22 protein-coding genes are annotated in these 19,235 nt (G+C 58.5%); 2 read left to right on the top strand and 20 right to left on the bottom strand.

Annotated features, from left to right (window positions below; translation table 11 throughout):
• Window positions 1-5: 5 nt before the first annotated feature.
• Window positions 6-461 (bottom strand): EF-hand domain-containing protein, encoded by a 456-nt coding sequence (locus tag RA27_RS01485; RefSeq protein ID WP_039534314.1) that lies wholly within the window; start codon window positions 459-461, stop codon window positions 6-8.
• 221 nt (window positions 462-682) lie between these two features.
• On the opposite strand from RA27_RS01485, the gene RA27_RS01480 reads away from it, so the two are divergent.
• On the top strand, window positions 683-1,081 hold the full coding sequence (locus RA27_RS01480; protein ID WP_039534311.1) for a DUF983 domain-containing protein: 399 nt from the start codon (window positions 683-685) through the stop codon (window positions 1,079-1,081).
• A complete protein-coding gene (locus tag RA27_RS01475) occupies window positions 1,078-1,779 on the top strand; it encodes an NUDIX domain-containing protein (protein ID WP_039534310.1) in 702 nt (233 codons plus the stop codon). The genes RA27_RS01480 and RA27_RS01475 overlap by 4 nt, the downstream gene beginning before the upstream one ends.
• Here the strand turns inward: RA27_RS01475 and RA27_RS01470 are convergent.
• The 19 genes from RA27_RS01470 to RA27_RS01375 all read right to left on the bottom strand — a co-directional run bounded on the left by RA27_RS01470 (window position 1,776) and on the right by RA27_RS01375 (window position 19,205).
• The gene (locus RA27_RS01470) at window positions 1,776-3,443 is read right to left on the bottom strand and encodes a ribonuclease J (protein ID WP_039534308.1); all 1,668 of its coding nucleotides are present in this window, start codon (window positions 3,441-3,443) and stop codon (window positions 1,776-1,778) included. The genes RA27_RS01475 and RA27_RS01470 overlap by 4 nt on opposite strands.
• Window positions 3,440-4,219, bottom strand: coding sequence for a type III pantothenate kinase (locus tag RA27_RS01465; protein ID WP_039534306.1), 780 nt, complete (start codon window positions 4,217-4,219; stop codon window positions 3,440-3,442). Before RA27_RS01465 ends, RA27_RS01470 begins: the two co-directional genes overlap by 4 nt.
• 11 nt (window positions 4,220-4,230) lie before the next feature.
• The gene (locus RA27_RS01460; protein WP_039534304.1) at window positions 4,231-4,980 is read right to left on the bottom strand and encodes a biotin--[acetyl-CoA-carboxylase] ligase; all 750 of its coding nucleotides are present in this window, start codon (window positions 4,978-4,980) and stop codon (window positions 4,231-4,233) included.
• A 54-nt stretch (window positions 4,981-5,034) separates the two neighbouring features.
• On the bottom strand, window positions 5,035-6,477 hold the full coding sequence (gene nuoN / locus RA27_RS01455) for an NADH-quinone oxidoreductase subunit NuoN (protein ID WP_039534301.1): 1,443 nt from the start codon (window positions 6,475-6,477) through the stop codon (window positions 5,035-5,037).
• Between the two features lie 15 nt (window positions 6,478-6,492).
• The gene (locus RA27_RS01450; protein ID WP_039534299.1) at window positions 6,493-8,037 is read right to left on the bottom strand and encodes an NADH-quinone oxidoreductase subunit M; all 1,545 of its coding nucleotides are present in this window, start codon (window positions 8,035-8,037) and stop codon (window positions 6,493-6,495) included.
• Window positions 8,037-10,214: an NADH-quinone oxidoreductase subunit L gene (gene nuoL / locus RA27_RS01445; RefSeq protein WP_039534297.1), complete on the bottom strand. Its 2,178-nt coding sequence runs from the start codon at window positions 10,212-10,214 to the stop codon at window positions 8,037-8,039. The genes RA27_RS01450 and nuoL overlap by 1 nt, the downstream gene beginning before the upstream one ends.
• Before the next feature lie 7 nt (window positions 10,215-10,221).
• Complete coding sequence (gene nuoK, locus RA27_RS01440) at window positions 10,222-10,527, bottom strand: NADH-quinone oxidoreductase subunit NuoK (RefSeq protein WP_005984024.1); 306 nt, start codon at window positions 10,525-10,527, stop codon at window positions 10,222-10,224.
• Window positions 10,524-11,039 carry a DUF4262 domain-containing protein gene (locus RA27_RS01435; protein ID WP_039534295.1) on the bottom strand — a complete coding sequence of 172 codons (516 nt, stop codon included), beginning with the start codon at window positions 11,037-11,039 and terminating at the stop codon, window positions 10,524-10,526. The genes nuoK and RA27_RS01435 overlap by 4 nt, the downstream gene beginning before the upstream one ends.
• 3 nt (window positions 11,040-11,042) lie before the next feature.
• Window positions 11,043-11,645, bottom strand: coding sequence for an NADH-quinone oxidoreductase subunit J (locus RA27_RS01430; RefSeq protein ID WP_039534292.1), 603 nt, complete (start codon window positions 11,643-11,645; stop codon window positions 11,043-11,045).
• On the bottom strand, window positions 11,642-12,052 hold the full coding sequence (locus RA27_RS01425) for a carboxymuconolactone decarboxylase family protein (RefSeq protein ID WP_039534290.1): 411 nt from the start codon (window positions 12,050-12,052) through the stop codon (window positions 11,642-11,644). The genes RA27_RS01430 and RA27_RS01425 overlap by 4 nt, the downstream gene beginning before the upstream one ends.
• Window positions 12,049-12,543 carry an NADH-quinone oxidoreductase subunit NuoI gene (gene nuoI / locus RA27_RS01420; protein ID WP_039524264.1) on the bottom strand — a complete coding sequence of 165 codons (495 nt, stop codon included), beginning with the start codon at window positions 12,541-12,543 and terminating at the stop codon, window positions 12,049-12,051. Before nuoI ends, RA27_RS01425 begins: the two co-directional genes overlap by 4 nt.
• A gap of 1 nt (window position 12,544) precedes the next feature.
• Window positions 12,545-13,582, bottom strand: a complete 1,038-nt coding sequence (nuoH, locus tag RA27_RS01415; RefSeq protein WP_039534288.1) for an NADH-quinone oxidoreductase subunit NuoH — start codon at window positions 13,580-13,582, stop codon at window positions 12,545-12,547.
• Window positions 13,583-13,786: 204 nt separating this feature from the next.
• Window positions 13,787-15,808, bottom strand: coding sequence for an NADH-quinone oxidoreductase subunit NuoG (gene nuoG / locus RA27_RS01405; RefSeq protein ID WP_039534284.1), 2,022 nt, complete (start codon window positions 15,806-15,808; stop codon window positions 13,787-13,789).
• Window positions 15,809-15,811: 3 nt separating this feature from the next.
• Complete coding sequence (locus RA27_RS01400; RefSeq protein WP_039536779.1) at window positions 15,812-16,216, bottom strand: DUF5333 domain-containing protein; 405 nt, start codon at window positions 16,214-16,216, stop codon at window positions 15,812-15,814.
• A gap of 98 nt (window positions 16,217-16,314) precedes the next feature.
• Window positions 16,315-16,671, bottom strand: coding sequence for a hypothetical protein (locus tag RA27_RS01395; protein ID WP_039534282.1), 357 nt, complete (start codon window positions 16,669-16,671; stop codon window positions 16,315-16,317).
• 79 nt (window positions 16,672-16,750) lie between these two features.
• Window positions 16,751-17,254: a DUF3291 domain-containing protein gene (locus tag RA27_RS01390; RefSeq protein WP_039534279.1), complete on the bottom strand. Its 504-nt coding sequence runs from the start codon at window positions 17,252-17,254 to the stop codon at window positions 16,751-16,753.
• Window positions 17,251-17,667 (bottom strand): MAPEG family protein, encoded by a 417-nt coding sequence (locus RA27_RS01385; protein ID WP_039534278.1) that lies wholly within the window; start codon window positions 17,665-17,667, stop codon window positions 17,251-17,253. The genes RA27_RS01390 and RA27_RS01385 overlap by 4 nt, the downstream gene beginning before the upstream one ends.
• 4 nt (window positions 17,668-17,671) lie before the next feature.
• Window positions 17,672-18,970 (bottom strand): NADH-quinone oxidoreductase subunit NuoF, encoded by a 1,299-nt coding sequence (nuoF, locus tag RA27_RS01380; protein WP_039534275.1) that lies wholly within the window; start codon window positions 18,968-18,970, stop codon window positions 17,672-17,674.
• Between the two features lie 7 nt (window positions 18,971-18,977).
• The gene (locus tag RA27_RS01375) at window positions 18,978-19,205 is read right to left on the bottom strand and encodes a DUF5337 domain-containing protein (RefSeq protein ID WP_039534272.1); all 228 of its coding nucleotides are present in this window, start codon (window positions 19,203-19,205) and stop codon (window positions 18,978-18,980) included.
• Window positions 19,206-19,235 lie beyond the last annotated feature (30 nt).

Here is a 19,235-nt window from a genome sequence, read left to right as displayed (position 1 = left end):
CCGTATCAGTTGCCGTCGGTGTCCGACTTCTGATGCCGCTTGTGTTTCCGGCCCATTTTACCCTTTGCATCCGCATATTCCTGCTCCGAGATCGATCCGTTTCCATCCGCATCGATACGCTCGAACATCTTGGAGGCTCGGCGCGGTTTCGGCAATTCGTCTTCGCTCAGAAAACCATCCGCGTTTGCGTCATGCTTCTCGAACATCTTGGTTACACGCTCGCTGGCCTTTGTCTGTGCCGCAGCCTGCATTTCCCCGACACTCAATTGCCCATCGCCATCGGTGTCGGCTGCGGTAAACTTCTGGTTGCGGTGCGCCGCGATCTCAGCCTGCGTCACCTGTCCGTCCCCGTTGGCATCCAGTTCCTGAAACGTTGGGCGTGGACCTTTGGCCAGAGCTGACGTGCCGGTAACTGCAACGGCTGCAAGAACTATGGCCGAGATAAAGGTTGTGGTTTTCATTACAAAGTTCCCTGAATTTAGCGGCCCCATGCCGCTGTTGATATCTATTCAAACGCGGCCCGGACGGGTTTCCGTCGCGGCTGGTGCAGTTTTTTTCATCCTGATTGAAACGTCTGTGAAAGCTGATACGCTAGGGGCCATCGCCACAAAGCGACGCACCCCCCTTTTCCGATGGGCCCCATACAGCCTATATCGCCAAAGGATGAACGCGCGAGACTCATATGACTGATCAGACTATCGACACCTCGGTCGAGGACGACCGCCCGACCAAGCCCGCACTGATCCGCGGGTTCCGGTGCAAGTGCCCGAATTGCGGCGAAGGCAAGCTTTTGCACAGCTATCTCAAGGTAAATGACACGTGTTCAGAATGCGGGCAGGAACTGTTTCATCATCGCGCTGATGATGGCCCGGCCTACCTGACCATTCTGATCGTGGGGCACCTTCTGGCACCTGCACTGCACGTATCCTATGTGCACTGGCGGCCAGACCCCTGGGTTATGGCGATTGGCTTCTCAATCGCATGTGTCGCGCTGTCGCTTTATCTTCTGCCCCGCCTTAAAGGGGCCGTGGTCGCTTATCAATGGGCACGGCGGATGAATGGATTCGGCAAACCCGCATGAGCGTGGATAAAACCGCCATTCGCAATGCCGCAACCGTAATCGTTCTGCGCGACCGGCTCAGCGATCCCTCAATCCTGATGGGTCAGCGCGGTGCGAAGGCGGCGTTCATGCCGAATAAGTTCGTGTTTCCCGGCGGTGCAGTCGATGCTGCCGATGCGGATATACCGCTAGGCACTGCTCTGCCCGATCTCTGCGCCGAGCGCCTGTCCCAGCAATCCGAACCCAACCTGCAGAATGCGCTGGCCGCCGCCGCGATCAGGGAATTGTGGGAAGAAACCGGGCTTATCCTTGGTCAACTCGGAGAGTGGCAGGGAACCGCCCCGCCCGACTGGCAAAGCTTCGCCGCGATGGGTTACATTCCCTCGGCAGATGCGCTGCAATTTGTCTTCCGCGCGGTCACTCCGCCGGGACGGCCCCGCCGGTTCGACGCCCGGTTCTTTCTGGTCGATGCGGATGCGATTCAGGGGGATCTGGATGACTTCACCCATGCCTCGGACGAGCTGTCTCATCTGCAATGGGTCAAGATCCGTCAGGCGCGCGAATTCGATCTCCCCTTCATAACCGAAGTCGTTCTGGCCGAAGTCGCAGCCCGCGCCGCAGACCCGAACCCGCCGGAAACAGTCCCCTTCTTCCTCAACAACGAAGAGGCCAGCCTGTTCCTGCAGCTTCGGGGCTACTCCATGCCTCACGCGGACTAGCGCATCCGGCTGACGACCACCGTCACCTCGGGTTTTTTGCCAATCTCGGCCTGAGCTGTCTGGCGTGCAATTCGGCGCAACCCTTCTTCCAGCTTGTCGTCATCACGCAGGGTCTTGGCACCGGCGCGCATCAGAAACTGGTTCAGATCTTCTTCCAGCACCTCGACCAGCCCGGCGCGGGATGATCCCATCTCGGGCAGCCCCATCGTATCGCACCAAGGCTCGCCCAGCGGCTCATCTTCTTCGTCCAATATGACTGTAATCGTGATATGGCCATTCAAAGCCATGCGAATACGATCGCGCACAACCCCATCCAAAGCACCGATCTTGACTGTTCCATCCAGATAAGTGCGCCCGGTCTCAACATAATCCACAACCTTCGGCGCATTGCCCGTCAGATCCAGCATGGTGCCGTTCACCGCCAGAATCCCGGTACGCCCGCCCGCTTCGGCCAGTTTGGCGTGCTCGCGCAGATGGCGGTGTTCGCCGTGCATCGGGACAACCATTTGCGGATCGACCAAGGCGTGCACTTTTTCAAGATCAGGGCGGTTTGCGTGGCCTGAGACGTGATAAAGACCCGAGCTGTCGTCAACCACATCCACGCCCTTTTCACTGAGCTGGTTCATGATCCGGATCACACCACGCTCATTTCCGGGGATGGTCTTGGACGAGAACAGAAACAGATCGCCCTCTTTCGCCTCAAGCCCGCGGTACTTACCGCGCGCCAGCTGGGCACTGGCCGCGCGGCGCTCGCCCTGGCTGCCGGTGACGATCAGCATCAGGTTCGCACGAGGGACATCCAACGCCTCTTCCGCGCTAATTACTTTCGGGAAATCACTGAGAATGCCTGTTTCGGTCGCCGCCTCGATCATCCTCCGCATCGCACGACCCAGCAATACGACCGAACGGCCAGCCTTCTGTCCCGCTTCGGCAAGCGTTTTCACCCGCGCGACGTTCGAAGCGAAAGTCGTCGCAATGACCATGCCGCTGGCATCCTGAACCAGACGAGTGATCTCGGGCCCGACTTCGGACTCCGAGCGCCCGGGATGGGACGAGAACACGTTGGTGCTGTCGCAGACCAGCGCCTTGACGCCTGACTTTGCCACATCGGTCCACAGATCGGGGTCAAACGGCTCGCCCACGATTGGGTTCGCATCAAGCTTGAAATCACCTGTGTGCACCAGACGTCCGGCTGGCGAGTCGATGACCAGCCCCGCACTTTCGGGGATCGAGTGCGATACCGGCAGGAAGCCTACCGTGAACGGGCCAGCCCTGATCTGCTCGGGCCACGGGGATGCGGTACGCACAGCCTCGGTCGGGTGGCCATGCTCGTCCATCTTGCGCCGCGCGATATTGGCGGTGAACGCACGCGCATAGACCGGAGCCCCCAGCGCCTCGTAGCAATGCGCAACGGCGCCAACATGGTCTTCATGCGCGTGAGTGACAAAGACCGCCTCAAGCTGGTCGGCACGCTCTTTCAGCCATGAGATATCAGCAAAGATCAGATCAACACCGGGCGAGGTGTCCATGTCCGGGAAAGCCACCCCAAGATCCACGAGGATCAACCGTTCCTGCCCCGGAGCACCGTAGCCATAGACATAGGCATTCATGCCGATTTCACCTGCACCGCCCAGCGGCAAATAGATCAGTCGTTCATTGCTCATGTTGAGCTATTTTCCTTGTTGTAGCGATGGATCACAGTCAGCCCGTGCATCGTCAGATCGTCTTCGATTGCGTCGAATCCCACATCGGCCTGATCGAACAGGGGGGCAAGCCCACCGGTTCCAACGACTTTCATCGGCAATCCGTATTCCGTTTTAATGCGAGCGATCAGCCCTTCGATCAACCCGGAATATCCCCAATACACGCCGGATTGAATGCATCCAACCGTATTTGTTCCAATCACTTTTTCGGGTCGGGTGATATCGATATGCGGCAATGCCGCCGCTCCCTGATGCAATGCCTCAAGGCTGAGATTCACCCCCGGCGCAATAATGCCACCGACATACGCCCCATCAGACGACACAACATCGAAGTTGGTGGCTGTCCCGAAGTCGACCACCACCACATCCCCGCCATGCCGGTCGAACGCACCGACCGCATTGGCCAATCGGTCGGGACCGGGCACCGTGCCCTCGTCGATGCGTGGGTTAACAGGCAACAGGCACTCAGGTTTGCCCACCACCAGAGGGCGGCAGCCAAAGAAACGATCCGCAAAGACGCGCAGATTGAATACGACCCGTGGCACGGTCGAGGCGATGATGACATCGGTGATATCAGCCTCGATCCCATAGTGTTTCACCAGCGTTGAATACCAGGTGAAATAGGCATCCGCCGTACGGGCATGGTGGGTCGAGGTGCGCAGGGTGCACAAGAACTCCGCGCCGTCCCAGATCGAGAAGACCGTGTTGGTATTGCCGCAATCAATCGCCAGAAGCATTTGCGCCCCCTTCAGAAATAGACATCCGCGGCAGGAATGCTGACACGGCCTTTGGCGGTGTTTAGGACAAGGCTGCCACCTGCGTCCACCGTTTCGAAGGTTCCAACCGTTTCCGACGCAGCGGTACGGGCGGTTATCACCTCACCCAAACGCGCTGCTCGGGCCAGCCAAGCGGTACGGATCGGCTCGAACCCATATGTCATGAACTGGATTTCATAATGCGCAAAGGCCGAGGCCAGCTCTGCCAGAAAATCATCGGGGGTGACATGGGCCCCGGTTTCGGAAAGCAGTGATACAGGCCGCACTGCATCTGGCTCTACACTATCAGCGCCGGGCGCCTCAGAGAGATTGACACCAATCCCAATCGCAAGATGCGATACACCCCGGCCCTGCCCCGTGCTTTCCAACAATATACCTGCCAGCTTGCCACCGTTAAGCAGCACATCATTGGGCCATTTCAACGACAAGCCCGCCGCGCGCCCGGTCACGGCAACACAGGCATCGAACAACGCAAGTGCCGCAACAAAGCTGCGCAAAGCAGCTTGTTCCGGATCACCAGGTGGGCGCATCAGAAGGGTGGCGGCCAGATTGCCCTTGGGGTTGCTCCAGGCCCTGCCTCGTCGTCCCCGCGCCGCCGTCTGATGATGGGCCATGATCCAGACAGGCCCTGCGGCGGTGGGCGCAAGCCGCGCCGCCTCATTCAGGGTGCTGTCGACCTCCTGCAGCACATGCAGGCCATATCCCGGGGGCCAGTCGCTCATGGCAAAAAGGCCCGGTACAATGACCGAGCCCCCTTGCTGTTCATTATGTTGATATCAGTTGACAAGCGTTGTCGCCGCAGCAGCCGCAGCGCCTTCGATACCGAACTGATAGAATACACCGATCAGCATCAATGCAGCAGACCCCATCAGCGCGCTCCACAGAACGGGTGACGAACGTGTTTCGATCGGGTCTTCGTTTTCATCGCCGAAATACATGTAGAACACGATCCGCAGGTAATAGAACGCGCCAATGACCGAGGCGATGGCCGATACGATGACAAGCCCCGTCAAACCGGCTTGGACACCTGCCTGCCAGACGCCGAACTTGGCGAAGAAGCCCAGCATCGGAGGTACACCGGCCAGGCTGAACATCAGGATCAGAACTGCCAGAGCTTTCCCCGGATCGCGTTTCGAATACTGCCTGAGGGCATCAATATCCGTCACTGGTTTACCGTCGCGCTCCATCATCAGGATGAAGGCGAAAGTGCCGATATTCATCGTTACATAGATGGCCAGATACATCAGCATGGCCTTGACGCCCATCTCCGTCCCAGCGGCCAGACCGATCAGCGCATAGCCCATATGAGCGATCGAAGAAAACGCCATCAGGCGTTTGATGTCACGCTGCCCAATGGCCGCGACGGCCCCCAGCAACATCGACAGAGCCGAAAGCAACACAATCACCTGCTGCCAGTCTTTGACAACCCCACCAAAAGCATCATGAAGCACGCGCGCAAACAGCGCCATCGCAGCCACTTTGGGTGCAGTGGCAAAGAATGCGGTGATGGGCGTGGGCGAGCCTTCGTATACATCCGGCGTCCACATATGGAACGGTACCGCCGACACTTTGAATGCAAGGCCCGATATCAGCAGGACCAGACCAATCAGCAGGCCAAGCGACACATCGTCGTGGTGCACTGTCTGGATGATACCCGAGAACAGCGTGGTCCCGGTAAAGCCGTATACCAGCGACGCACCATAGAGCAGCAGACCAGAACTAAGCGCGCCCAACACGAAATACTTCAGACCCGCCTCGGTCGATTTTGCGCTGTCGCGGCGCAGCGCGGCAACGACATAGAGCGACAGCGATTGAAGCTCCAACCCCATGTACAGAGACATCAAGTCACCCGCGCTGACCATCATCATCATGCCCACGGCTGCCAACGCCACCAGCAGCGGATACTCGAAGCGCAGCAGGCCCCGCCGGGCCATGTAGTCCTGGCTCATCAGCAGTACGGCGGCAGCGGACAGCAGGATGGCAACCTTGGCGAACCGGGCAAAACCGTCATCCACGAACATACCGTTGAACGCGACATTCGTGCCGCCACCATTGGTCGCGATCCAGATCGCCAGCAGCGCCATCAGCCCCGCTGTCGACCAGACCAGCACCGGCGCCAACCCGTCTTTTCGGGTATAAACTGCCCCGATCAGCGCCGCCATCGCATAAAGCGCCAGAACGATTTCCGGCAGGATAATTGTCAGATCAGCCTGGATCATGTCTCCAAAGCCTCCTTAATGCGATGCAGCGGTCTGGGTCGCGGTTTCAGCCGCGGCCAGCGCCGTGTCATAGTTCGAGATCAACGCAGCCGTCGAATTGCCGATCACATCGGTTACCAACGACGGATAAACACCCAGCAGGATGGTCATAAAGATCAACGGCGCGAAGATCAGCCTCTCACGCGAGCTCATGTCGGTGATGGCTTTCAGGCTCTCTTTGATCAGGTCGCCAAAGACAACCCGGCGATAAAGCCAAAGCGCATATCCGGCCGAGAAGATCACCCCGGTTGCAGCAACAGCGGTCACCCACGTATTGACCTGGAAGGCACCCATCAGGGTCAGGAATTCTCCGATGAAACCGGATGTGCCCGGCAGACCGACATTGGCCATGGTGAACAGCATGAAGACCAGCGCATAGGCGGGCATCCGGATCACCAAACCACCATAAGCCTCGATATCGCGGGTATGCATCCGATCATAAATCACGCCGACACACAGGAAGAGCGCCGCTGAGATGAACCCGTGGCTGAGCATCTGGAAGATTGCGCCATCGATGCCCTGCTGGTTTGCCGCGAAAATCCCCATGGTCACAAATCCCATATGTGCGACCGAGGAATAGGCGATCAGCTTCTTCATATCCTCCTGCACCAGCGCCACCAGCGAGGTGTAAACGACAGCAATCGCCGACATCCACAGCACGACATCCGTCATCACCGCTGAGCCCACAGGGAACATCGGAAGGCTGAACCGCAGAAAGCCATAACCGCCCATCTTCAGCAGGATGGCCGCCAGAACGACCGACCCCGCCGTCGGGGCCTGCACGTGTGCATCCGGCAACCAAGTGTGCACCGGCCACATCGGCATCTTCACCGCGAACGAGGCAAAGAAGGCCAGGAACATCAGCGTCTGCATCCCGCCGACGACGTAGATGCCCAGCACGCTGAATCCTTCCGACGAGAACTGATGGCTCATCAGTGCCGCGATGTCCGTGGTTCCCGCATCCGCATACATCGCAACCATTGCCACCAGCATCAGAAGCGAACCAAGCAGGGTATAGAGGAAGAACTTGAAGCTGGCATAAATCCGGTCCTTGCCGCCCCAGATGCCGATGATCAGGAACATCGGGATCAGGCCCGCCTCGAAGAACAGGTAGAACAGCACCAGATCCAGCGCCATGAACACGCCCAGCATCAGCGTTTCCAACAGCAGGAAGGCAATCATGTATTCCTTGACGCGGTCGGTCACGTTCCAGCTGGCCAGAATGGTCAGCGGCATGATGAAGGTGGTCAGCAGCACGAACAGAACGCTGATGCCGTCCACGCCCATCTTGTATTTCAGGCCCATCAGCCACTCACCCTCTTCCACCATCTGGAAGCCGGTGTTCGAGGGGTCAAAGCCCGTATAGATGCCGATCGAGACCAGGAAGGTCACGGTTGTCGCAACCAGTGCAACCCATTTGGCATTGCGCTGCGCGGCGACGTCCTCGCCATGCAGAAACAGCGCCAGAATGCCTGCTGCGATGGCGGGGATGAAGGTGACAATAGATAGGATATTGTCCATTAGTGTGCGCCTCCGCCGATAGACATCCAGGTGACAAGGGCGGCGATGCCCAAGACCATCCAGAAGGCGTAAGTAAAGATATAACCCGTCTGCGCCTTGCCCGCGAGGCGGGTGAAGAACGGAACAACGCCCATGGCGACCCCGTTCAGGAAGCCGTCAATGGTGCCGCCATCCCCGCGTTTCCACAGGAACCGGCCAAGGGCCACGGTGGGTTTGACGAAGATCGCGTCGTAGATCTCGTCAAAGTACCACTTGTTCTTGAGGAACAGGTACAGCGGGCGCTGGTTGGCAGCCAAACGCGCGGGCAGAGAGGTGTCCACGATGTAGAACCAATAGGCCACCACAAACCCAAGCAGCATCGCAACGAAGGGCGAAACCTTGACCCATTTCGGCGCCGCATGGGCCTCGTCCAGCACATGGTTGTCCGGTGCAATATAGATCGCACCCTCACCCGGCTGGCCGGAAAAGACATAGTGGTGATCACCGCCATGCGCGTCTTTACCGTCGTGACCCTCATCCGCATGGGCCGTGTCGGCATGTGCGTCATCTGCGTGGCTGTCTTCGCCGTGATGTGCGTCTGCAGTCCCGTCCGCCTCATGCGCAGCATGGGTATCGGCATCGTGACCCTCAGCGTGTTCCGAGGCTTCCGCAACGGGAATGCCATAGAACTTGCCGACCTTATCCGTATGGCCAAAGAAGTTGCCGTACCAGATCATCCCGGCGAACACCGCTCCGAGCGACAGCACACCCAGCGGGATCAACATGCTCATCGGGCTTTCATGCGCGTGCTCATGCGTATGCTTGTCGCCCCGCTCCTCTCCGTAGAAGGTCAGGAAGATCAGCCGCCAGCTGTAGAACGAGGTGAACATCGCCGCGGTCACCAGCATCCAGAACGCGTATCCGGTTCCGCCAGCAAATGCGCTTTCGATGATCGCGTCTTTCGAGAGGAACCCTGCGAAACCAATCTGAGTAAGCGGAATACCAACACCGGTAATGGCCAGCGTTCCGATCATCATCGCCCAGAAGGTATAGGGGATTTTCTTACGAAGCCCACCATACTCGGTCATCTCCTGCTCGTGATGCATCGCGTGGATCACCGAACCGGCCCCGAGGAACAACAGCGCCTTGAAGAAGGCGTGTGTAAACAAGTGGAACATCGCCGCCGAATACATGCCAACGCCAGCCGCGACGAACATGTAACCCAACTGGGAGCAGGTCGAATACGCGATGACGCGCTTGATGTCGGTCTGCACCAGACCCACGGTCGCCGCAAAGAACGCGGTCGAGGCGCCAAGGAAGGTGATGAACCCGGTCGCGCCCGGTGCAAACTCCATCAGCGGCGACATGCGGCAGACCAGGAATACGCCCGCCGTTACCATGGTCGCGGCGTGGATCAGGGCCGACACCGGCGTCGGGCCTTCCATCGCGTCCGGCAACCAGGTGTGCAGGATCAACTGCGCCGATTTACCCATGGCACCGATGAACAGCAGTACACAGATCACTTCGACAGCAGTCCACTCCCCCCACAGGAAGTGCAGCTTTTCTTCCGCCAGCGCCGGAGCCGCCGCGAAAATGTCCGAAAAGTTGATGCTGTCTGTCAGGAAGAACAGCGCGAAGATCCCCAGCGCAAAGCCAAAGTCGCCAACCCGGTTAACGATGAACGCTTTCATCGCCGCAGCATTGGCCGAGGGTTTGCGATAGTAGAAGCCAATCAGCAGATAAGAGGCAACGCCCACGCCTTCCCAGCCAAAGAACATCTGAACCAGATTGTCCGCCGTCACCAGCATCAGCATGGCGAAGGTGAAGAAGGACAGATAGGCAAAGAAACGCGGCTTATAACTCTCGCCCTCGCGCCATTGCGGGTCGTGATCCATGTAGCCGAAGGAATAGAGGTGCACCAACGCCGAGACAGTTGTCACCACGATCAGCATAATAGCGGTCAATCGGTCGAGGCGAATGGCCCAGCTTGTCGACAGCGAGCCACTCTCGATCCAGCGCATGATCTCGATCTGTTGGGTGACGCCGTCGAAGGTGAAGAACACGATCCACGACAGCAGACAGGCCAGAAACAGCAGGCCCGTGGCGGTCCACATGGCTGCCTTCTCACCGATAAAGCGCCAGCCAAACCCGCAGAGCAGCGCGCCCACCAGCGGGGCAAAGAGGATGGTGGTTTCCATAGTTCTCTTAGCCCTTCATCATATTGACGTCTTCAACCGCGATGGTGCCGCGGTTGCGGAAGAAGCAGACCAGAATGGCCAGCCCAATCGCCGCCTCGGCCGCCGCAACGGTCAGCACGAACAGCGTAAACACCTGCCCGACCAAATCGCCGAGGAAGCTGGAAAACGCCACGAGGTTGATATTCACCGCCAGCAGCATCAGTTCGATGCTCATCAGCAGGATGATGACGTTCTTGCGGTTCAGGAAGAGACCGAAGATGCCGATGACGAACAGCGTCGCCGCGACCGTAAGATAGTGTTCAAGTCCGATCATGATCCTAAGCCTTTTGCAGCACTTTCATTATCAGGCCGATCCAACTGCGGTTGATACCAAGGTGCATTCTCAGCTTCCCAAGGCATCGCGCCATCGCGATCAGGCCAAAACACTTGAAGCGCATTTCCAAGTTTTGGACGCTTCGTTGCTTCCCGAAACGCAACGCTCGCGCCGAAGTGGTTATCAAGATTTGAAGGGTGAACAGGTCTCAATTCCACAGGGTAGTTCTCGATGATCTCGTCGAGTTTTGCGTTACCGCCCTCCCAAACCCAACCAGACTTTGCGCGATCCACAATATCCGAGACAATTCTGTGCGCTGTGTCCTTGGGCAGGCCAAAAACGATCAATTCGGGAAGGCCACAAAACTCATCCAGATTGGTTGAGTATGAAAACTCTGGGGTTTCCTCGGGATCATCTGCGGTTGGAAAGACGCTTGTAAACGCCCAACCAAACTCATCAACCAATGCGATGGTGTTCTTTGTAAAGTCACTCACTTCCGGCAAATCAGGCATCGACTACAACCCCTGCCCCGGTTTCACGTCCTTCAACTCCATCGCCTTGGCCGGGTCGCGCATCATCTGGCCGATGATGTCCTGACGCTTGATGTCCTGACGGTGGCGCAGCGTCAGCACTATTGCGCCGATCATAGCCACCAGCAGGATCAGGCCCGCCAGTTGGAATAGAAGGAAGTATTGATCGTAAAGGATGACACCCAGCGCCTCGGTGTTATGTCGGTCCGCCGGGACCGGCTGCGCCAGATTGGCGGCGGCGCCCTGCGCGCTGTCCCATGCGCCAAAGGCCATGACGAACTGCATCAGGATGACCAGACCGATCAGCAGGGCCAGCGGCATATAACGCGCCATCTCGGCCTTGAGCTCGGCAAAGTCCACGTCCAGCATCATCACCACGAACAGGAACAACACCGCGACCGCGCCGACATAGACGATGATCAGCAGCATCGCCACGAACTCGGCCCCCAGCAGCACGAACAGCCCCGCCGCGGATAGAAAGGACAGGATCAGCCACAGCACCGAGTGCACCGGCTGACGGCTGATTACCGTGAACAGCCCGCCGGTGATGGCGCTGATGGCAAACAGATAGAAGGCAAAGACGGTCATTGATCCTCATCCTCGTTATCGCCAAGAACCTCTTGCGCCAGATCCAGCGCGCGGGTCATGGCCGGGATGCCGGCAAAGACCGACATCTGACCGATCGTTTCCACGATCTCTTGTTTCTTGGCACCGGCCTCAAGCGCGTGCCGCACGGTCTGACGCACCGCCGCATCCGCCTGCGCGCCCTGACAGGTCAGCCCGGCCAGCGTCAGCAGCAGGCGCGTCTTGGCATCCAGCCCATCCTTGTTGACGGTGTTGCCGAACATCATCTCCATGACTTCTTTGGGCATGGTCGGCCACAACGCCTCGAACCCTTTGGGCGAGAAATTCTCCATCGCCGGGTTCATCGCCTTGGCCATGTCCTGAGCTTGCTTCATCATCAGCTCGAACGGATTTGTCGGGCTGTCACTCATCTGTACGGTGCATCCATTTCAAGATTGCGGGCAATCTCGGCTTCCCAGCGTTCACCGTTGTCGAGCAGTTTTTCCTTGTCATAGAACAGCTCTTCGCGGGTTTCCGTGGCGAACTCAAAATTCGGGCCTTCGACGATGGCATCGACCGGGCAGGCTTCCTGACAGAATCCGCAATAGATGCATTTGGTCATGTCAATGTCATAGCGCGTGGTGCGGCGGCTGCCGTCTTCGCGTGGCTCGGCGTCGATGGTGATGGCTTGCGCAGGGCAAATCGCCTCGCACAGTTTACAGGCGATGCAGCGTTCCTCGCCATTCGGATAACGACGCAGAGCGTGTTCGCCCCGGAACCGCGGCGACAGAGGGCCCTTTTCATGCGGGTAGTTCACGGTGGCTTTGGGGGCGAAGAAGTACTTCAGCCCCAGCTTCATACCGACCCAGAAATCCTGCAGCAGGAAATACTTGGCAGCGCGGGTGTAGTCGATTTGAGTCATATCAGCCTCCTACGCTCCAACGGGCAAACGCGCCCCAGAACCAGTCGAATTTCGCCGCGAAGGCAACGAACACCACCCAGACCAGCGAGAAGGGCAGGAAGACTTTCCAGCCCAAACGCATCAGCTGATCATAGCGGTAGCGCGGCGTGATCGCCTTGACCATCGCGAAGATGAAGAAGAAGAATGCCATCTTGGCGACCATCCAAAGCACTCCGTCGGGCAGGCCGGGGATCGGAGATAGCCAGCCGCCGAAGAACAGCAGCGTGGTCAGGGCGCACATCAGGAAGATGGCAATGTACTCGCCCGCCATGAACAGCAAGAAGGGCGTGGCGGAGTATTCGACCTGATAACCGGCCACGAGCTCGGATTCCGCCTCAGGCAGATCGAAAGGCGGGCGGTTGGTCTCGGCCAGAGCCGAGATGAAGAACAGGAAGACCATCGGGAAATGCGGTAACCAGTACCAGCTGAAGAACCCGAATGAACCGTCCTGCGCGCGGACGATGTCGCCGAAATTCATCGAACCGGTCGAAATGATGATGCCGATGATGATCAGGCCGATGGACACCTCATAAGAAATCATCTGCGCGGCTGAGCGCAGAGAGCCGAGGAACGGGTACTTTGAGTTCGACGCCCAACCGCCCATAATCACGCCATAAACTTCCAGAGAAGACACGGCGAAAACATACAGGATGGCGACGTTGATATCCGACAGAACCCAGCCGTCGTTGAATGGGATAACGGCCCAGGCGATCATCGCCAGAACAAAGGATGTCAGCGGCGCGAGGATAAAGACCGTTCGGTCCGCACCCGCAGGGATGACAACTTCTTTGACCACATATTTCAGGGCGTCGGCTACAGATTGCAGCAATCCGTAAACGCCAACCACGTTGGGGCCCCGGCGCATCTGAACTGCGGCCCAGATCTTGCGGTCGCCGTAGACAAGGAACAGCAGTGAAATCATCACGAACGCAACGACAGCAAGCACTTGCGCCAGAATGATGATGGCTATTCCGCCTGGGGTGTTAAAGAAATCAGCCATTGGTCCTCACACCGTGGGTATTCCGTTTTCCGCGAGCGATGCTAAGGCCATATGCCTGCGCAAACTGCGGCTGGGTCGGCGCGTTGGTGTAAACAGCATCTGCCGTTGTTACGCCACCCTTAATCTTGGGTTTCACACGCATTTCTGGCGCGGCTATCTGCCACCCGGCCCCCGCACCTGTCTGCGATATGACGCAGGTCCGGCTCATTCCGCAGCAATCTTCTCGGCCTTGCGCGCCTGCGCTTGCGCCGACAGGTCGGCCATCAGTTGCGAGGCCCGCGCGATTGGGTTGGTCAGATAGAAATCCTGAACTGCGTTGCGGAACGTCGCCTTGCCAAGCGGGCCAGCATCCAACGTTTGAACCTCGTTCTCGATCACTTCGTCGATACGTGCCAGATGCGGCACGGCCTCGATCAGAGCGGTACGGAGTTGCGCCAGCGAGTCAAAGGGCAGCGTGGCATTCAGCTCGGCGGACAGGGCGCGCAGAATAGCCCAATTCTCTTTGGCCTGGCCGGGAGCGAACCCGGCGCGCATCGCAAGCTGTGGGCGGCCTTCGGTGTTTACGAACAGGCCGTTTTCCTCGGTATAGGCGGCGCCCGGCAGGATCACGTCAGCGCGGTGCGCGCCCCGGTCACCATGGCTGCCCTGATAGATCACAAAGGCACCTTCACCGATTTCGACTTCATCCGCGCCGAGGTTATAGATCACATCCGCCGCGCTGATTGCGTCCATACCGCTGTCGTTTGTGGCATCCACATCCATCGCACCTACGCGTGCGGCAGCTGTGTGCAGAACGATCAGACCGCTATCGGTATTTGCCGCAATGGTTTGCGCGGCGGCAAGCACTGCGGCACCATCAGCCTCTTGCAGAGCACCCTGCCCAACGATGACCAACGAGCGTTTGCCTCTGATCGTTTCATCACCGCCCATATCGACGACCTTCCGAAGCGCCTCGCGGTCATCTCCTACATGGTGATAATCATAGGTCAAATCGACCGATGGCCCGACCATCGCCACCTCGGCCCCGTGCGCCCAGGCCTTGCGGATACGCGCATTCAGAACCGGTGCCTCATCTCGCGGGTTTGTACCGATCAGCAAAATGCGCTCGGCGGCGTCGATGTCCTCGATTGCCGCCGTCCCCGCATAAGCCGCACGGTTGCCCGCAGGCAGTTTCGCGCCATCGGTACGGCATTCGACCACACCGCCCTGTCCTTCGATCATTTGCTTTAGCGCGAATACCGCTTCGACCGGAGCCAGATCGCCCACAAGGCCTGCCGGTTTTTCAGCCCCTTTCAGGGCTTCCGCCGCCTTGCTCAGCGCTTCTGGCCACGTGGCTGGGCGCAGCTTGCCGTTTTCGCGCACGTAAGGCTTGTCCAGACGCTGCCGGCGCAGACCATCCCAGACAAATCGGGTCTTGTCGCTGATCCACTCTTCGTTCACGCCATCATGGTTGCGCGGCAGAAACCGCATGACTTCGCGGCCCTTCGTATCCACTCGGATATTGGAACCAAGGGCATCCATGACGTCGATGGATTCGGTCTTGGTCAGCTCCCAAGGACGGGCGGTGAAAGCATAAGGTTTCGAGGTCAAAGCCCCGACCGGGCACAGATCGATGATGTTGCCCTGCAGGTTCGAATCCAGCGTCTGGTTCAGATACGAGGTGATCTCAGCATCCTCACCGCGTCCCGTCTGCCCCATCTGGGTGATCCCGGCCACTTCGGTTGTAAACCGCACACAACGGGTGCAGCTGATGCATCGAGTCATCGCTGTCCCGACCAGCGGCCCCAGATCCAGATCGTCAACGGCTCGTTTCGCTTCCTTGAAACGCGAGCCCGACAGACCATAGGCCATTGCCTGATCCTGCAGATCGCACTCGCCGCCCTGATCACAAATCGGGCAGTCCAGCGGGTGGTTGATCAGCAGAAACTCCATCACCCCTTCGCGGGCTTTCTTGACCATGGGCGAGTTGGTTTTGACCTCGGGAGCCTGCCCTTCCGGCCCCGGACGCAGATCGCGTACCTGCATCGCGCAGGAGGCCGCCGGTTTCGGCGGCCCGCCCACGACCTCGACCAGACACATCCGGCAGTTGCCGGCGATGGACAGACGCTCGTGATAGCAGAAGCGCGGCACCTCAACTCCGGCCTGTTCGCAAGCCTGGATCAGAGTCATCGCACCATCGACTTCGATTTCCTGCCCGTCGATATTGACTTTGCGGAGGTCAGACATGGCCTAGTTCGCCCTCAAATACACGCCAATGGCGCTGTTTCTTTCGATTTCCCTCTGACCCAACGTGCAGAAGGAACTGGGGTTGTCATAAGACACACCGTTCTGGGCCAGATAGGTTTCACCCTTGGCGCGCATACGATCCTTTTCGGCATCCGATTCCACGTAGGCCCGGATTTCCTTGTCCGAATACCCCAGCTTGTTTGCTTTGGATTTCAATCCCCACATCACCCCGATCGCCTTGAGCCGGCGCCCGCTGATCGACGGGCAATATTCCGAAATCTCATTTGCGATGGCGATGTAATAGAGTTCATTGTCGATCTCTTTGACATCCCTCAAGGGCGGCTTCGCCTCGGCCAGAACGGGGACAGAGATCACACAAATCGCGGCAACCAGTCTTACAACAGACATGACATTTCCTTTCGTCTTGGGTTCCCCAAGACGGCGGGTTGAACGGTTGCTATGCAATAGCGGTCCGCTGGTCCGGCCATGATATGCGATACGATGGCTCATGGTCGTTGACAGGTTCCGGCAAAGTTCAGTTTATCGTTTTCAATACGTAACTTCTGAGGTTCCGTGTCCGGGCCCACTTTCCACGCAATTCGGGACGATCCGAAGTTATCGATGCAGAATTTTATTCCCTCATAGCGTCCCGCCTCGCGGGCACCATCCAGCGATTGGGAAACGCCGTTCACCGTAACGGTGAATTCAGTGGGCGCAGCCTTCTTGTTCACGTGCTTGGCACTTGCGCGAAAGAAAACGCCGTCAAACGCCACGCGGGTCGCCTTTGAGGGTGCATTTCCGCAGGCGGTCACCAGCAGGCTTCCCGCCAAAATCATCGCCGTCACGTATGTATGTTTCGCCATTAAGGCCACTCCTGTTTCGTGGCTGGCGCCAGTGGCATCCGGCGGTGTGTGATGGATTTCAATTGCTTGCTCATCCCGCTCACTCCGCCGCGACCTGTACGCAACGATTGTCGCGCCACTTGCTGGCCTGTTTCAATTGCGCCCATCCAAAGGCGTGCGCGCTTGGACCTTCCGAGCGCAGATGCTCCAGACGGTTCAACGCTTCTTCCAAACCGGGTTGATGCCCTTCCGGGACCCACCACATGACAAAATGCTGCTCACCCAACACCTCGAACCAGTCGTGCCGCCGCTCGTAGAACTGTTTGTGGATGGTCCCCCAAACGAATTTCTCAAGGCTGGCGACGTCTTTCCAAACCGTCAGATTCGCAACAAACTGCGGATCATCACCGATGCTGTTTTCGGTGTTACCGGTTCCCGGCTCACCCGAGCCTTCCATCATCCAGACAAAGCCGGGCATCCGCTTGCCAAGCCCATTGATGCGATCAAGATTGGCCATGAATTCAGCCACGCGCGGATCATCGGTCGGCGCCAACAAGCGACCGACATTCAGCTCAGCCAGGTGATATCCGTCAGGTTGGATCAAAACGCAGCCACCAAAGCGATAAGACCAAGGACGACCATGCAGGCCCAGCCCACTACATACGTCACCGACCGCAGACCGCTGTGCGGCTTGCCGATCCCGCGCAGGTGGATCACCAACATCAAGATGCGCGCCAACAGCGCCAGACTTGCCAGCAGGTTGACCCAGAACGGGCTTCCCCCAAGCAGGATCGCCGCAACCGTAACGGTCAGAAACGCAGGAAGCGTTTCCGTACCATTCAGATACGCGCGGTTCAGGCGGTAGGCTTTGTCCGAATAATCCTGATCCGGAGTCGCTCCCGGCGCCAGCCCCTTGCCTGCCTTGGCCAGCGCCGAGAACGGCGACAGGCACAGGACGATCAGGGTAAAGATTACCAACGAGGCAATCGCGTGGGAATATTCGGCATAGATTTCCATGGGGTTACTCCGCTGCCATCGCACCCATACGGCCCGATTTCTGGGCTTTGATGCGATCCTCGATCTCTTCCCGGAAGTTGCGGATCAAGCCCTGAATCGGCCATGCGGCCGCATCACCAAGCGCGCAGATGGTGTGGCCTTCGACCTGTTTGGTCACATCGAACAGCATATCGATCTCTTCCAGTTCCGCCTCACCGCGCACCAGACGATCCATCACCCGCATCATCCAGCCGGTGCCTTCACGGCACGGTGTGCACTGACCACAGCTTTCGTGCTTGTAGAATTTCGACAACCGCCAGATCGCCTTGATGATATCGGTCGACTTGTCCATCACGATGACCGCCGCCGTTCCAAGACCCGATCCGAGCTCGCCGCGCAAGTAGTCAAAATCCATAATTGCGTCGCGCATGTTCTCTCCGCGCACGCAAGGCACCGACGAGCCGCCCGGGATCACCGCCAGCAGATTATCCCAACCGCCGCGAATGCCGCCGCAATGGGTCTCGATCAGTTGCTCAAAGGGGATCGACATCGCCTCTTCAACGACGCAGGGGTTGTTCACATGACCCGAGATCGCAAACAGCTTGGTTCCCGCGTTGTTCTGACGGCCAAAGCCCGCGAACCAATCCGCGCCTCGGCGCAGGATGGTGGGCACAACGGCAATCGATTCCACATTGTTCACAGTGGTCGGGCAGCCATAAAGCCCCGCGCCCGCCGGGAACGGAGGTTTCATCCGCGGCATACCCTTCTTGCCCTCAAGGCTTTCGATCAGAGCGGTCTCCTCGCCGCAGATATAGGCCCCCGCGCCGTGATGCAGGAACAGGTCAAAATCCCAACCCGAGCCAGCCGCGTTCTTGCCCAACAAACCCGCATCGTAGGCTTCGTCAATCGCGGCCTGCAACGCCTCGCGCTCGCGAATATACTCGCCGCGCAGGTAGATATAGCAGGTATGTGCGTTCATCGCGAAGGACGCGATCAGGCAGCCCTCGATCAGCGTATGCGGATCATGGCGCATGATCTCGCGGTCCTTGCAGGTGCCGGGCTCGGATTCGTCTGCGTTCACAACAAGATAGGATGGGCGACCGTCGCTTTCCTTGGGCATGAATGACCACTTTAGACCAGTCGGGAAGCCCGCACCGCCACGACCACGCAGCCCCGAGTCCTTCATCGTCTGGATGATCCAGTCGCGGCCTTTTTCAATCAGGCCAGCGGTGCCGTCCCAATGCCCGCGAGATTGCGCGCCCTTCAAAGTACGCTCGTGCATCCCGTAGATGTTGGTAAAGATCCTGTCCTGATCCTTCAGCATCGCTCAGTTACCCTTGGCTATCCTGACGCATGCGCCAGAGTTGAAATATGTTGACGCCCGCATAAATGAATCCTGCCAAAGCGGCGAAATCAAACAGCAGCGCATAACGTCCCGGCATTCCCAGCGCCGGGCCGATGAATAGGGACATGCCAAGCCAGATCACCATCGTCACTGCGATGACGATGCCGATATGTCGGCCCTTACGGGCGATGGCCTGTTCCTTGTCCTTATCCATCTCGTCCTGATGCCCCGGACGGGCGTCTGT

The sequence above is a fragment of the Ruegeria sp. ANG-R genome, from assembly GCF_000813985.1.
Lineage (GTDB): Bacteria > Pseudomonadota > Alphaproteobacteria > Rhodobacterales > Rhodobacteraceae > Ruegeria.
This window is presented reverse-complemented; position numbering and strand designations above follow the sequence as displayed.